This window comes from Burkholderia sp. Bp8984 (genome assembly GCF_003853755.1).
Classification (GTDB): domain Bacteria; phylum Pseudomonadota; class Gammaproteobacteria; order Burkholderiales; family Burkholderiaceae; genus Burkholderia.
On record NZ_QTQN01000008.1, the window covers coordinates 91,695 to 104,871 of the forward strand.

Consider the following 13,177-nt stretch of genomic DNA (forward strand, 5'->3'; position numbering starts at 1 on the left):
CAGAGGGAACCCTCTACGCTGCCCCCTCGCCTAGCGCGTGCCGATTGCGTAGGCTGTTGGCCTGACCGATATCTACAACGGGCCATACGCCCGGCCTCACGGCTTGCAGGGGAAAGGAGGAGACACGTCCATGCGATTCGACGTCGAATTGCTTCTGCTCGCGCTGGCGCCCGTCTTCCTGCTCTGCATCGCGTGGGAGGCCTGGCACCTCGCCCGCACGCGCGCGCAGGATCATCTCTATGCGTGGCGCGACACGCTGTGCAATGCGGCGCTCGCGCTGATGCACCAGGCCGCCGACAAGCTCGCGTGGCTGTTCGTGATCCCCGTTTATGCGTACTGCTACGCACATTTCCGGCTGTTCACGTGGCACGACGGCTGGCTGTCGTTCGCCGTGCTGTTCGTCGGCCAGGATCTCCTCTACTACGGGTTCCATCGCGCGAGCCATCGCGTGCGCTGGCTGTGGGCCGCGCACGTCGTGCACCACTCGTCCGAGCGGATGAATTTCTCGACCGCGTTCCGGCAGAGCCTGATGTATCCCGTCGCGGGCATGTGGGCGTTCTGGCTGCCGCTCGCGTTCCTCGGCTTTCCGCCTCAGCAGATCGTCGGCGTCGTGCTGATCAACCTCGCGTTCCAGTTCTTCGTGCATACGCAGGCGATCGGCAAGCTCGGCTGGCTCGAATACGTGCTCAACACGCCGTCGATCCATCGCGCGCACCATGCACGCAACCCGCGCTACATCGACCGCAATTACGCAGGTGTGCTCGTGATCTGGGATCGCCTGTTCGGCAGCTACGTCGAGGAGTCGCCCGACGATCCGCCGCAATTCGGAATCGTCGAGCCGCTCGGCTCGAACAACCCGCTCGTCGCGACGTTTCACGAGTGGGTGTCGATGGCGGCCGACGCGTTGCGCGTCCGTGGATGGCGCAACAAGCTGCGCGCAATTTTCGGCCCGCCCGAATGGGCGAGCGCTTATCATGCGCAGATCGCCGAGGCCGCAAACCACGATCCGCGCACCACGCCGCTCGCGGCCGTGCGCGACCAATAAACCGCTTCAGCCAACGGCCGCCGCGCAGCCAGTACCGGAGGAGACGCGCGGCAGATGCACAATACATCAGGCCATATCTACGAGGAGATCGAACGATGCAGTCACAACGACAATTCCAGTCACGCAGCCGCCAACGCCTGCTGCGCACCGCGCAAGTCGCGATCGCGGGCGCCGCGCTCGCCTTGCTCGCCGCGTGCGGCGGCGGTGACGACAACAACAGCAGCAGCGCGTCGAACACGCCGCCGTCCGGCGTGAAGATGCAGATCGTGTCGTTCGGCGACAGCCTGTCGGACGCCGGCACCTACTCGCAGATCAAGCTCGGCTTCGGCGGCGGCCGCTTCACGACCAACCCCGGCCAGGTGTGGACCCAGGATGTCGCGCAGTACTACGGCGACACGCTGCAGCCCGCGAACCAGGGCGGCTTCGGCATTCCGCTGCAGGCGACGGGCGGCCTCGGCTATGCACAGGGCGGCTCGCGCGTGACGCTGCAGCCGGGCATCGGCCACGCGGACGCGAGCGTGCCGAACGCCGACTACGCGCAGGCGACCACGACGCCGATCGCCGATCAGGTCAAGCAGTACCTGACGCAGCACGGCAGCTTCAACGCCGGCCAGATCGTGCTGGTCAACGGCGGCGCGAACGACATCTTCTACCAGGCGCAGGTCGCGCAGGCGCAAGGCAACACGCCGGCCGCGCAACTCGCGGCGGCGCAGGCGATCGGCCTGGCCGCGCAGCAGCTCGGCGGGATCGTCCAGCAGATCGTCGCGGCGGGCGCGGCGCACGTGTACGTGTCGAACGTGCCGGACATCGGCGGCACGCCGCTCGCGCTGCAGGGCGGCGCGCAGACGCAGGCCGCGTTCACGCAACTGTCGGGGCTGTTCAACCAGACGCTCGCCGGCACGCTGGCTGCGCTGAAGGTCGACACGACGAAGGTCGCGTTGCTCGACACGTTTACGTGGCAGGACGGCATCGCGGCCAACTACCAGGCGAACGGCTTCAGCGTGTCGAACACCGACACCGCGTGCAACCTGAAGGCGATGGTCGCGGCCGCGACGCAGTACGGCGTCGCGAACGCGACCGCATTCGGCTCGTCGCTGTTCTGCTCGCCGCAGACCTACACGGTCCCGAACGCGGACCAGACCTACATGTTCGCCGACACGGTCCACCCGACGACGCGCCTGCACGCGCTGTTCGCACAGTTCGTGGAGAAGCAGATCGCGGCTTCGGGCGTCGGCAAATAAGCCGCCCGCCACACGCGCAAACAAAAACGCCCGACCGGTTCGCCGGTCGGGCGTTATTTCATTCCGGAGCGGACGGCGTCGGAAAGCCGCGTCAGTCGCGCGCTTCGAACGCCGCGGCCGCACGACCGAGACGATCGTTGACCGCGATCCACTCGACGGTCTCGGGCAGCTTCTCGACGAGAATGCGGGCGACCTGCGCACGATCGAGCGCGCGCAGCATCCCGTACAGATCGCGCGCATATGCCTGCGGATCTTCCGGCGCCGCGACGAAATGCACGCCGTCGGCCTGCGCCCAGCGTCCCGCGCGCGACGCGCGCGCGACGAGCGCGACGCGTTCGCCGTCGGTCTGCGCGGCCGCGAGCAGCGGCTCGAGCGCGTCGAACGGCAGCAGCGCGAGCGGCGTGCGCGGCGCGTAATGCGCCTTCAGCGTGCCGGACGCACGCGGCGCGGTCGCATCGCTGCCGTCGGGCAGGCGCGGCGCGCGGCCGAGCACGTCGGCGATCTGCTGCGGCGTCACGTGGCCCGGGCGCAGCAGCGCCGGAAAGCCGCGCGACAGGTCGAGGATCGTCGATTCGATGCCGACTTCCGACGGACCGCCGTCGAGCACGTGCACGGTGTCGCCGAATTCTTCGCGCACATGCTGAGCGGTGGTCGGGCTCACGTGGCCGAAGCGGTTCGCGGACGGCGCGGCGACGCCGCCGTGGCCGCCGCGCCGCGCGCTGAATGCGGCCAGCAGCGCCTGCGCGACCGGATGCGACGGACAGCGCAGGCCGACCGAATCCTGGCCGCCGCTCACGGCATCCGGAATGCGCGCATGACGCTTCAGGATCAGCGTCAGCGGGCCCGGCCAGAATGCATCGATCAGCGCCTGTGCATCGGCCGGCAGGTCGTCGGCCCAGTAGCCCGGGTCGCCGCCGGGCGGCAGATGCACGATCACCGGATGGTTCGCCGGCCGCCCTTTCGCCGCATAGATGCGCGCGACGGCCTCGGGATTCGCCGCGTCGCCGCCGAGCCCGTACACGGTTTCGGTCGGGAATGCGACGAGTTGCCCCGCGTCGAGCAGCGCGGCAGCCGCGTCGATCTGCGCGGGCGTCACGGTGTTCGGGAGATCGATGGACATCGGCCGGTGCCTCAGTCGAGCGGCACGCGCAGCAGCTGCGCGCACGCGGTGGCCGCGGCAACCGCGTCGTCGCGCGTCTCGGCCGTGAAGTTCACGTGACCCATCTTGCGGCCGACGCGCGCTTCTTCCTTGCCGTACAGGTGCAGGTGCGCGGCCGGCATCGCGGCGACCGTGTCCCACGGCGGCGTGACGGCCTCGGCCGCACCGTTCGGGAACCACACGTCGCCGAGGATGTTCAGCATCGCGGCCGGCGAGTGCTGGCGCGGGTTGCCGAGCGGCATGCGCGTCATCGCGCGCACCTGCTGCTCGAACTGGCTCGTTGCGCACGCATCGACCGTGTAGTGGCCGGAGTTGTGCGGGCGCGGCGCCATTTCGTTCGCGACGAACGAGCCGTCTTCCAGCACGAAGAATTCGACGCACAGCACGCCGACGTAGCCGAGCGTATCGGCGATCCGCACGGCTGCCTGCTGCGCCTCCTCGACGCGCGCGGCATCGGCGGCCGGCGCCGGCACGACCGTCAGCGCGAGGATGCCGTTGTGATGCACGTTCTGCGCGAGCGGGAACGCGGCCGAGCGGCCGTCCGCGCCGCGCGCGATCAGCGCGGACACTTCGTATTTCAGCGGCAGGCGCTTCTCGAGCACGCACGGCACGCCGCCGAGCGACGCATGCGCGTCGCGCGCTTCCCGCGCGGTGCTCACGCGCACCTGGCCCTTGCCGTCGTAGCCGAGGCGCGCCGTCTTCAGGATGCCCGGCAGCACCGCGTCGAGCGCGGCATCGTCGAGCGCGGCGAGTGCCGCCGCCGATTCGATCACGACGTGCGGTGCGACCGGCACGCCCGACGCCTCGATGAAACGCTTCTCCGCGATCCGGTCCTGTGCGACCGCGACGCAGCGGCCGGCCGGCGCGACGAACGTCGTGCGCGCGAGGAAATCGAGGCTCGCGGCCGGCACGTTCTCGAATTCCGTCGACACGGCATCGCACAGTTCGGCGAGTTCGGCGAGCGCGGCTTCGTCGTCGTAGGCCGCGCGCAGGTGACGGTCGGCGACCGCGCCGGCGGGGCTCGTCGGATCGGGATCGAGTACGGCGACGCGATAGCCCATCGACTGGGCGGCAAAGCAGAACATGCGGCCGAGCTGGCCGCCGCCGACCATGCCCAGCCACGCGCCGGGCAGGATCGGGGAAACGGAATCAGGAGTTGCGGTCATGTCAGTGGTCGGTCGCAGCGGGCAACGCCCGCCGCAGTGGGGAGGATCAGGCGGCCGCTGGCATCGCAGTGCGGCCGCCGGTGCGCCGTCACGCGAGCGGCGGCAGCACCATCGCGTGCGCGGCTTCGTTCTGGCGCACGCGGAACGCAGCGAGCCGGTTCGCGTAGTCGACCGAGTTGCCGGACAGGATCGACACCGCGAACAGCGCGGCATTCGCGGCGCCGGCCTCGCCGATCGCGAACGTCGCGACCGGCACGCCCTTCGGCATCTGCACGATCGAGTGCAGCGAATCGACGCCCTTCAGGTACTTGCTCGCGACCGGCACGCCGAGCACCGGCACCGTGGTTTTCGCGGCCAGCATGCCGGGCAGGTGCGCGGCACCGCCGGCGCCCGCGATGATCGCGCGCAGCCCGCGCTCGCGCGCCTTCTCCGCGTAGTCGAACATCTCGTCGGGCATCCGGTGCGCGGACACGACCTTCGCTTCGTACGGCACGCCGAATTCCTGCAGGATCGCGACCGCGTTCTTCATCACGTCCCAGTCGGAACTCGAACCCATCAGCACGCCGACGAGCGGCGCGCTGTGCGTGTGGGCAGTCTGGACTTCACTCATTTCGTGCGTTCCTTCGTTCAGGCGAGCGGCTGGCCGGTGATGCGCTCGAGCGCTTCCTGGTACTTCGCGGCCGTCTTCTCGACGACGTCGGCCGGCAGTGCCGGTGCCGGCGCGGTCTTGCCCCACGGCTGCGCCTCGAGCCAGTCGCGCACGAACTGCTTGTCGAACGACGGCGGGTTGGTGCCGACCTGGTACTGGTCGGCCGGCCAGAAGCGCGACGAATCGGCCGTCAGCACTTCGTCCATCAGGTACAGCTTGCCGTGGTTGTCGAGGCCGAATTCGAACTTCGTGTCGGCGATGATGATGCCGCGCGTCGCCGCGTAGTCGGCTGCTTCCTTGTACAGGCGGATCGAGATGTCGCGGATCGTCGCGGCCAGCTCGGTGCCGATGCGGCGCTCGGTTTCCTCGAACGTGATGTTCTCGTCGTGCTCGCCGAGCTCGGCCTTCGCGGCCGGCGTGAAGATCGGCTCGGGCAGCTTCTGCGCGTTCTGCAGGCCTTCCGGCAGCTTGACGCCGCACACGGCGCCCGACGCCTGGTATTCCTTCCAGCCGCTGCCGGCCAGGTAGCCGCGCACGACCGCCTCGATCATGATCGGCTCGAGGCGCTTGACGACCACGGCGCGGCCCTTGACCTGCTCGACCTCGTCGGCCGCGACGACCGCTTCCGGCGTGTCGCCCGTCAGGTGGTTCGGCACGATGTGCGCGAGCTTGTCGAACCAGAAGTTCGCCATCTGGTTCAGCACGCGGCCCTTGTTCGGAATCGGCTCGCCCATGATCACGTCGAATGCCGACAGGCGATCGGTCGTGACGATCAGGAGCTTGTCGTTGCCGACCGCGTAGTTGTCGCGGACCTTGCCGCGACCGAGGAGCGGCAGCGAGCGGAGCGTGGATTCGTAAAGGGTAGACATCGTCTTTTCGCAGATAAGGAGCCAAACAAAAAGGGAAACGCCGTTCCCCGCGGCAGGCGGGAACGGCGGTCTTGCAATGCGTCGGCGAACCGCCGGGAGATCACGCCCGTCGGTTGCCGGCCGGCCCTTGTTCGGCCGGACGGAACGGCTGCCGGAGCCGGATCCGATCCGGCCCCAAGGCAGTCAGCCCCGGCCCGGCGCGAAACCGGGCGGGGCAATCGTACTACAGTCTCAGCGCACGACCTGCGCGAGCGCGCCGGACTTGTACTGTTCGGCGATCTTGTCGAGCGACACCGGCTTGATCTTCGCGGCTTGGCCTTCGCAGCCGAACGCGAGGTAGCGGTCGACGCAGACCTGCTTCGCCGCTTCGCGCGCGGGCTTCAGGTAGTCGCGCGGATCGAACTTGCCCGGGTTCTCGAACAGGTAGCGGCGGATCGCGCCGGTGATCGCGAGACGCAGGTCGGTGTCGATGTTGATCTTGCGCACGCCGTGCTTGATGCCTTCCTGGATTTCCTCGACCGGCACGCCGTAGGTTTCCTTCATGTCGCCGCCGAATTCGCGGATCTCGGCCAGCAGTTCCTGCGGCACCGACGACGAACCGTGCATCACGAGGTGCGTGTTCGGGATGCGTGCGTGGATTTCCTTGATGCGCTGGATCGACAGGATGTCGCCCGTCGGCTTCTTCGAGAACTTGTACGCGCCGTGCGAGGTACCGATCGCAATCGCGAGCGCGTCGCACTGCGTGAGCTTCACGAAGTCGGCGGCCTGCTCCGGATCGGTCAGCAGCTGCTCGCGGGTCATCGTGCCTTCCGCGCCGTGGCCGTCTTCCTTGTCGCCCTTCATCGTCTCGAGCGAGCCGAGCACGCCGAGTTCGGCTTCGACCGTCACGCCGATCGAGTGCGCCATCTCGACAACCTTGCGCGACACGTCGACGTTGTATTCGTACGAGGCGACCGTCTTGCCGTCGGCTTCGAGCGAACCGTCCATCATCACGCTGGTGAAACCGCTGCGGATCGCGGCCGTACAGACCGCCGGCGACTGGCCGTGATCCTGGTGCATCACGACCGGGATGTGCGGATACGACTCGACCGCCGCTTCGATCAGGTGGCGCAGGAACGGCTCGCCCGCGTACTTACGCGCACCGGCCGATGCCTGCATGATCACGGGCGCGCCGACCTGGTCCGCTGCCGCCATGATCGCCTGGACCTGCTCCAGGTTGTTCACGTTGAAGGCCGGCAGGCCGTAACCGTGCTCTGCCGCGTGGTCCAGCAATTGACGCATTGATACGAGAGGCATTGTGGAACTCCTTGGAATGAAAACCGGTGCGCCCTGACGCCGGCGCGGCGCTCGCTCCCCGTCGAATCCGGGGCGGCACGGCGCGGCTGAGCGTCGAATAGCCGCATTTTATCGCGAAGCGCCTCCGATTCCGACCGCCCGGTGGCGCGTACTCGCATTTTGTTACCTTCGCACGGCACAATGCGGCCAAAAAACAGAAAAAAAGCCGCGCGGGGCATCGAACCCCACGCGGCTTTCGTCGAATAAACGGTGCCCGATCAGTTCGGGCGGCCGTCGGACCGGTCGACGGACCGGCCCGGTGCACGCCGGCGTTCAATAATGTTCGCCGACCCGCACGATCTTCAGCGTGTTGGTGCCGCCCGCCTGCCCCATCGGCTCGCCGACGGTCAGCACGACCATGTCACCGTGCTGCACGTAGCCCTGCTTGACGACGATCTCGAGCGCCGCCTGCAGCGCCGAGTCGCGGTCGCTGTTGAAGTCGACGTGCAGCGGCGTCACGTTGCGGTACAGCGCCATCGTGCGCTCGCTGCCGACGCGCGGCGTCAGCGCGAAGATCGGCACGTGCGTGTAGTGACGCGACATCCACAGCGCGGTCGCGCCCGATTCGGTCAGCGCGACGATCGCCTTCGCACCCAGGTGATAGGCGGTAAACAACGCGCCCATCGCGATCGACTGGTCGATCCGCGTGAACGTGCGGTCGAGGAAATCCTTGTCGAGTTCGACGTGTTCCGACTTTTCCGCCTCGACGCACACGGCCGCCATCGTCTCGATCGTGACGACCGGGTACTTGCCGGCGGCCGTCTCGGCGGACAGCATCACCGCGTCGGTGCCGTCGAGCACCGCGTTCGCGACGTCCGACACTTCCGCGCGGGTCGGCACGGGCGCGTGGATCATCGATTCCATCATCTGCGTCGCGGTGATCACGAGCTTGTTCGACTCGCGCGCCATCCGGATCATGCGCTTCTGCAGCGCCGGCACGGCCGCGTTGCCGACTTCCACCGCGAGGTCGCCGCGCGCGACCATGATGCCGTCGGACGCGTCGAGGATGCTCTGCAGCGCCGGAATCGCCTCCGCGCGCTCGATCTTCGCGATCATCTTCGGCTTGATGCCGTACGGCGCGCCCGCGATGTTCGCGAGCTGGCGCGCCATTTCCATGTCGGTCGCGTTCTTCGGGAACGACACCGCGACGAGATCCGCGCCGAGCGACATCGCCGTGCGGATGTCTTCCATGTCCTTCGCGGTCAGCGCGGGCGCCGACAGGCCGCCGCCCTGGCGGTTGATCCCCTTGTTGTTCGACAGCTCGCCGCCCACCTTGACGATCGTGTGAATCTCGTCGCCGAGCACGCGCTCGACGGTCAGCACGATCAGGCCGTCGTTCAGCAGCAGCAGGTCGCCCGGCTTCAGGTCGCGCGGCAGCTCCTTGTAGTCGAGGCCGACCCGCTCGTCGTTGCCGAGCTCGCAGCCCGCGTCGAGGATGAAGGCCTGGCCCGGCACGAGCGTCGTCTTGCCGTTCTCGAACTTGCCGACGCGGATCTTCGGTCCCTGGAGGTCGGCCATGATCGCGATCTCGCGGCCGACCCTGCGGGCGGCCTCGCGCACCATCTCGGCGCGCTGGCGGTGATCGTCGGCCGTGCCGTGCGAAAAATTGAGCCGCACGACGTCGAGGCCCGCCTGCATCATCTGCAGCAGAATCTCCGGCGAACTGGAAGCCGGGCCGATCGTGGCGACTATCTTGGTGGCGCGCTGCATGAAACTCCTCATCTGGATCAAGGTGGATGCGCTGGGTGAAACGCTGCGAGAGCCGGAATCGGCGAGCCCAGCGGCGGCCGTTCCGGGGGGCGTGCCGGTGCTTGCGCCCGGCATCGCTTTGTTCTGAATCTCGTGGTGCTGCATGGCCGCGTCGCCGGCGGCCGCCGGTGCGCGCGGGGTGGAGTTCGCCCGCGCGGGCGCGCGTTTGCGCTTGCCCGCGCCGGCCGGCTGCTCCGCTTTCGCGGAGCGCGCGGCCTTCGTCACCCCTGCGCGCGCCACCACGCTCAGGCCGCCCGCGTTTCGAGCACTTCCACCGCCGGCAGCTTCTTCCCCTCGAGGAACTCGAGGAAGGCGCCGCCGCCCGTCGAGATGTAGCTGACCTGGTCGTGGATGCCGTACTTCGCGATGGCCGCGAGCGTGTCGCCGCCGCCCGCGATCGAGAACGCGGACGATTTGGCGATCGCTTCGGCGAGCGTCTTGGTGCCGTTGCCGAACTGGTCGAACTCGAACACGCCGACCGGGCCGTTCCACACGATCGTGCCGGCCTTCTCGAGCTGGCTGGCGAGCGCGCGGGCCGTATCCGGGCCGATGTCGAGGATCATGTCGTCCGCTTCGATGTCGGCGACCTGCTTCACCGTGGCTGCTGCCGTCGGCGAGAATTCCTTGGCGGTGACGACGTCGCTCGGGATCGGCACCGACGCGCCGCGCTCGCGCGCCTCGTCGATGATCGCCTTCGCCTCGGCGACGAGATCGGCTTCCGCGAGCGACTTGCCGATCGACAGGCCGGCCGCGAGCATGAACGTGTTCGCGATGCCGCCGCCGACGATCAGCTGGTCGACCTTGCCGGCCAGCGACTTCAGGATGGTCAGCTTGGTCGACACCTTGGAACCGGCGACGATCGCGACCAGCGGACGCGCCGGATTGCCGAGCGCCTTGCCGAGCGCGTCGAGTTCGGCGGCCAGCAGCGGGCCCGCGCATGCGACGGGCGCGTACTTCGCGATCCCGTGGGTGGTCGCTTCCGCGCGGTGCGCGGTGCCGAACGCGTCGTTCACGTACACGTCGCAGAGCTTCGCCATCTTCTGGGCGAGCTCGTCCGAATTCTTCTTCTCGCCCTTGTTCACGCGGCAGTTCTCGAGCAGCACGACCTGGCCCGGCGCGACGTTCACGCCGTTCTCGACCCAGTTCGAGACGAGCGGCACGTCGCGGCCGAGCAGTTCGGCGAGTCGCTTCGCGACCGGCGCGAGCGAGTCTTCCGGCTTGAATTCGCCTTCGGTCGGACGACCGAGGTGCGACGTGACCATCACGGCCGCGCCGGCGTCGAGCGCGGCCTGGATGGCCGGCACGGACGCGCGCACGCGCGTGTCTTCGGTGATGTTGCCTTGATCGTCCTGCGGGACGTTCAGGTCGGCGCGGATGAACACCCGCTTGCCGGCGAGCTGGCCGGCGGCGATCAGGTCGGTAAGACGCTTGACTTGGCTCATGTTGAACAGATTGAAGTAGTGGATGGGGAAAGGGGGTTCACGCTGGACGTGCGCGGGCTGCCGCGAAAGGGCGCCGGATGCGGCCGTGGCTGGCGGTTCGCATGACGCGCACGGGTAAAAAATCTCGAACGGGCATTCTAGCCGATCCACCCGGCAGACTGACCCGCGGGCGGCGAATTCCGCCTATTTGGGATTGCGCGCGACCATCGACACATTGCCGCAATGCAGCAATGCGCGTGCGCCAGCGGCCGGCACCCGGCCGGCCGGCGCGGCGATTCATCAGAAGATTAAGCGCAGCACGGTGAAGACGAGCATCCCGATGACGATCGTACCGAGCATGCTGCGCCGCCACAAGAACCAGCCGAGGCCGGCGAGCGCCGCGTAGAACGGATGGTTGGACAGCGCGAACGACAGCCCGGCGGGCGTTTCGAGCACGTCGGGCAGCACGACCGCGACGAGCGCGGCGGCCGGCGCGTAGCGCAGCGCGCGCTGGGCGCGCTCGGGCAGCACGGTGCGTTCGCCGCCGAGCAGGAACAGCGCGCGCGTGACGGCCGTGACGACCGTCATCCCGACGATGACGATCCAGATCTCGGTCGCGCTCATTCGATCTCCTTCTCGTGCACGGTTTCGGTACGGATGCGCCGCCAGTCGGCCCGTTCGACGAAGAAATCGGCCATGCTGCCGGCCGCGAGCGCGGCCAGCACCGCGATCGGCAGCGCGAGCCGGTACGGCAGGTCGAACGCGACGAGCGACACGATGCCCGCGACCGCGACGGCCGCGAGCGTCGAGCGGTTCGCGACCGCCGACACCATGATCGGGATCAGCGCGAGCGTGCCGGCCAGCTCCAGCCCCCAGCTCGCGGGAACGAAGCTCGCGAGCAGGATGCCGGCGAGCGACGACGCCTGCCACGACGCCCAGCTCGCGAGCGCCATCCCCCAGAAATACGCCTCCTTGCCCGGCACGTGGCCGTTCGCGAAACCCTGTTTCTGGAACAGCAGGTAGATCACGTCGCCGTTGAAATAGCCGATCGCGAGGCGCCGCCACAGCGGCAGGTAGGAAAAATGGGGAGCAAGCCCGGCGCTGAAGATCACGAAGCGCAGGTTGACCATCGTGGCCGTGAGCAGGATCGTCCAGATCGGCAGCTTCGCGACGAGGAGCGGCAGCACCGCGAGCTGCGACGAGCCCGCGTAGACGAAGATCGACATCGCGCTCGCCTGCCCGAGCGTCATCACCGACTTGCTCATCGCGACGCCGGTGACGAGCCCCCAGGACAGGATCGCCATCAGGGTCGGGGAATAGTCGCGCGCGCCCTGGATCAGCGCGAAGCGGTCGGTGGCGGACAATCGAGCGAGCATGGGAAAGCGGGCCGCAGCGGGCGGTTCGTCCGGGCTCCGGCGTCTCCCGCCGGCACGGCCCGTCGTCATTGGAATCGGTGCCGGACGATTATAGCCCCGGCCCTCGGCCGACCGACCGGCTCGACGCCAAATGACGCTAAAATATGCGTCTTTCCGGCTCAACGCTGCACACAACCCGCAGCACCTCACCGCTTCCAGGAGAATCCTATGTCAATGGCCGACCGCGACGGCAAGATCTGGATGGACGGCAAGCTGATCGACTGGCGCGACGCCAAGATCCACGTCCTGACCCATACGCTGCACTACGGCATGGGCGTCTTCGAGGGCGTGCGTGCGTACAAGACGGCCGACGGCAGCACCGCGATCTTCCGTCTGCGCGAGCACACCAAACGTCTGCTGAATTCGGCGAAGATTTTCCAGATGGACGTGCCGTTCGACCGGGAAACGCTCGAAGCCGCGCAGCTCGAAGTCGTGCGCGAGAACAAGCTCGAGTCGTGCTACCTGCGCCCGATCATCTGGGTCGGCTCGGAAAAGCTCGGCGTGTCGGCGAAGGGCAACACGATCCACGTCGCGATCGCGGCATGGCCGTGGGGCGCGTACCTCGGCGAGGAAGGCCTCGCGAAGGGCATCCGCGTGAAGACGTCGTCGTTCACGCGCCACCACGTGAACGTGTCGATGGTGCGCGCGAAGGCGTCGGGCTGGTACGTGAACTCGATCCTCGCGAACCAGGAAGCGACCGCCGACGGCTACGACGAAGCGCTGCTGCTCGACGTCGACGGCTACGTGTCGGAAGGCTCCGGCGAGAACTTCTTCCTGGTGAACAACGGCAAGCTTTACACGCCCGACCTGTCGTCGTGCCTCGACGGCATCACGCGCGACACGGTCATCACGCTCGCGAAGGACGCCGGCATCGAGGTGATCGAGAAGCGCATCACGCGCGACGAGGTCTACACGGCCGACGAGGCGTTCTTCACGGGCACGGCCGCCGAAGTCACGCCGATCCGCGAACTCGACAACCGCACGATCGGCAGCGGCGCGCGCGGCCCGGTCACGGAAAAGCTCCAGTCGGCGTTTTTCGATATCGTGTCGGGCAAGAACGCGAAGTACGCGCACTGGCTGACGAAGGTCTGAGTGCGCTGCGCCACCGACCGCCCCACAAAAGAGTGA

Annotated in this window: 13 protein-coding genes; 4 read left to right on the plus strand and 9 right to left on the minus strand. The window is 68.1% G+C overall.

The features are described 5' to 3' along the window. Window positions 1–130 precede the first annotated feature (130 nt). Together DID98_RS10965 and DID98_RS10970 are read left to right on the plus strand one after the other, a co-directional pair. Window positions 131–1,045, plus strand: a complete 915-nt coding sequence (locus DID98_RS10965; protein WP_124570687.1) for a sterol desaturase family protein — start codon at window positions 131–133, stop codon at window positions 1,043–1,045. 95 nt (window positions 1,046–1,140) lie between these two features. Continuing rightward, window positions 1,141–2,286 (plus strand): SGNH/GDSL hydrolase family protein, encoded by a 1,146-nt coding sequence (locus DID98_RS10970; RefSeq protein ID WP_124570688.1) that lies wholly within the window; start codon window positions 1,141–1,143, stop codon window positions 2,284–2,286. A 91-nt stretch (window positions 2,287–2,377) separates the two neighbouring features. Here DID98_RS10970 and DID98_RS10975 read toward each other — a convergent pair whose 3' ends face one another. The 6 genes from DID98_RS10975 to pyk all read right to left on the minus strand — a co-directional run bounded on the left by DID98_RS10975 (window position 2,378) and on the right by pyk (window position 9,174). After that, a complete protein-coding gene (locus DID98_RS10975) occupies window positions 2,378–3,406 on the minus strand; it encodes an L-threonylcarbamoyladenylate synthase (protein WP_044844499.1) in 1,029 nt (342 codons plus the stop codon). Window positions 3,407–3,417: 11 nt separating this feature from the next. Then, the gene (locus DID98_RS10980; RefSeq protein ID WP_044844500.1) at window positions 3,418–4,611 is read right to left on the minus strand and encodes a 5-(carboxyamino)imidazole ribonucleotide synthase; all 1,194 of its coding nucleotides are present in this window, start codon (window positions 4,609–4,611) and stop codon (window positions 3,418–3,420) included. Window positions 4,612–4,699: 88 nt separating this feature from the next. Beyond that, a complete protein-coding gene (purE, locus tag DID98_RS10985) occupies window positions 4,700–5,221 on the minus strand; it encodes a 5-(carboxyamino)imidazole ribonucleotide mutase (protein WP_044844501.1) in 522 nt (173 codons plus the stop codon). Between the two features lie 17 nt (window positions 5,222–5,238). Next, on the minus strand, window positions 5,239–6,129 hold the full coding sequence (locus DID98_RS10990; RefSeq protein WP_124521093.1) for a phosphoribosylaminoimidazolesuccinocarboxamide synthase: 891 nt from the start codon (window positions 6,127–6,129) through the stop codon (window positions 5,239–5,241). A 231-nt stretch (window positions 6,130–6,360) separates the two neighbouring features. Continuing rightward, window positions 6,361–7,425 carry a class II fructose-bisphosphate aldolase gene (gene fba / locus DID98_RS10995; protein ID WP_044844503.1) on the minus strand — a complete coding sequence of 355 codons (1,065 nt, stop codon included), beginning with the start codon at window positions 7,423–7,425 and terminating at the stop codon, window positions 6,361–6,363. Between the two features lie 312 nt (window positions 7,426–7,737). Beyond that, on the minus strand, window positions 7,738–9,174 hold the full coding sequence (pyk, locus tag DID98_RS11000) for a pyruvate kinase (RefSeq protein WP_044844504.1): 1,437 nt from the start codon (window positions 9,172–9,174) through the stop codon (window positions 7,738–7,740). On the opposite strand from pyk, the gene DID98_RS36215 reads away from it, so the two are divergent. Next, window positions 9,173–9,301, plus strand: coding sequence for a hypothetical protein (locus DID98_RS36215; protein WP_257773798.1), 129 nt, complete (start codon window positions 9,173–9,175; stop codon window positions 9,299–9,301). The two genes, pyk and DID98_RS36215, sit on opposite strands and share 2 nt — an antisense overlap. A 157-nt stretch (window positions 9,302–9,458) precedes the next feature. On the opposite strand, the gene DID98_RS11005 is transcribed toward DID98_RS36215, so the two are convergent. From DID98_RS11005 to DID98_RS11015, 3 genes are all read right to left on the minus strand, one after another. Then, on the minus strand, window positions 9,459–10,655 hold the full coding sequence (locus tag DID98_RS11005; protein WP_124521091.1) for a phosphoglycerate kinase: 1,197 nt from the start codon (window positions 10,653–10,655) through the stop codon (window positions 9,459–9,461). 279 nt (window positions 10,656–10,934) lie between these two features. Then, entirely contained in the window at window positions 10,935–11,258 is a 324-nt protein-coding gene (locus DID98_RS11010; protein ID WP_124486924.1) for an AzlD domain-containing protein, read from the minus strand. Next, entirely contained in the window at window positions 11,255–12,010 is a 756-nt protein-coding gene (locus DID98_RS11015; RefSeq protein WP_124486923.1) for an AzlC family ABC transporter permease, read from the minus strand. Before DID98_RS11015 ends, DID98_RS11010 begins: the two co-directional genes overlap by 4 nt. Window positions 12,011–12,217: 207 nt before the next feature. On the opposite strand from DID98_RS11015, the gene DID98_RS11020 reads away from it, so the two are divergent. After that, window positions 12,218–13,141, plus strand: coding sequence for a branched-chain amino acid transaminase (locus DID98_RS11020; RefSeq protein ID WP_047898927.1), 924 nt, complete (start codon window positions 12,218–12,220; stop codon window positions 13,139–13,141). The last annotated feature ends 36 nt before the right edge of the window (window positions 13,142–13,177 follow it).

Bases quoted from the DNA above. Each gene is read 5' to 3' on its own strand.
- DID98_RS10965 (WP_124570687.1), top strand. From the start codon at position 131: ATGCGATTCGACGTCGAATTGCTTCTGCTCGCGCTGGCGCCCGTCTTC.
- DID98_RS10980 (WP_044844500.1), bottom strand. From the start codon at position 4,611: ATGACCGCAACTCCTGATTCCGTTTCCCCGATCCTGCCCGGCGCGTGG.
- pyk (WP_044844504.1), bottom strand. From the start codon at position 9,174: ATGCAGCGCGCCACCAAGATAGTCGCCACGATCGGCCCGGCTTCCAGT.
- DID98_RS11015 (WP_124486923.1), bottom strand. From the start codon at position 12,010: ATGCTCGCTCGATTGTCCGCCACCGACCGCTTCGCGCTGATCCAGGGC.
- DID98_RS11020 (WP_047898927.1), top strand. From the start codon at position 12,218: ATGTCAATGGCCGACCGCGACGGCAAGATCTGGATGGACGGCAAGCTG.
- DID98_RS36215 (WP_257773798.1), top strand. From the start codon at position 9,173: ATGAAACTCCTCATCTGGATCAAGGTGGATGCGCTGGGTGAAACGCTG.
- DID98_RS10990 (WP_124521093.1), bottom strand. From the start codon at position 6,129: ATGTCTACCCTTTACGAATCCACGCTCCGCTCGCTGCCGCTCCTCGGT.
- fba (WP_044844503.1), bottom strand. From the start codon at position 7,425: ATGCCTCTCGTATCAATGCGTCAATTGCTGGACCACGCGGCAGAGCAC.
- DID98_RS11010 (WP_124486924.1), bottom strand. From the start codon at position 11,258: ATGAGCGCGACCGAGATCTGGATCGTCATCGTCGGGATGACGGTCGTC.
- DID98_RS11005 (WP_124521091.1), bottom strand. From the start codon at position 10,655: ATGAGCCAAGTCAAGCGTCTTACCGACCTGATCGCCGCCGGCCAGCTC.
- DID98_RS10975 (WP_044844499.1), bottom strand. From the start codon at position 3,406: ATGTCCATCGATCTCCCGAACACCGTGACGCCCGCGCAGATCGACGCG.
- purE (WP_044844501.1), bottom strand. From the start codon at position 5,221: ATGAGTGAAGTCCAGACTGCCCACACGCACAGCGCGCCGCTCGTCGGC.
- DID98_RS10970 (WP_124570688.1), top strand. From the start codon at position 1,141: ATGCAGTCACAACGACAATTCCAGTCACGCAGCCGCCAACGCCTGCTG.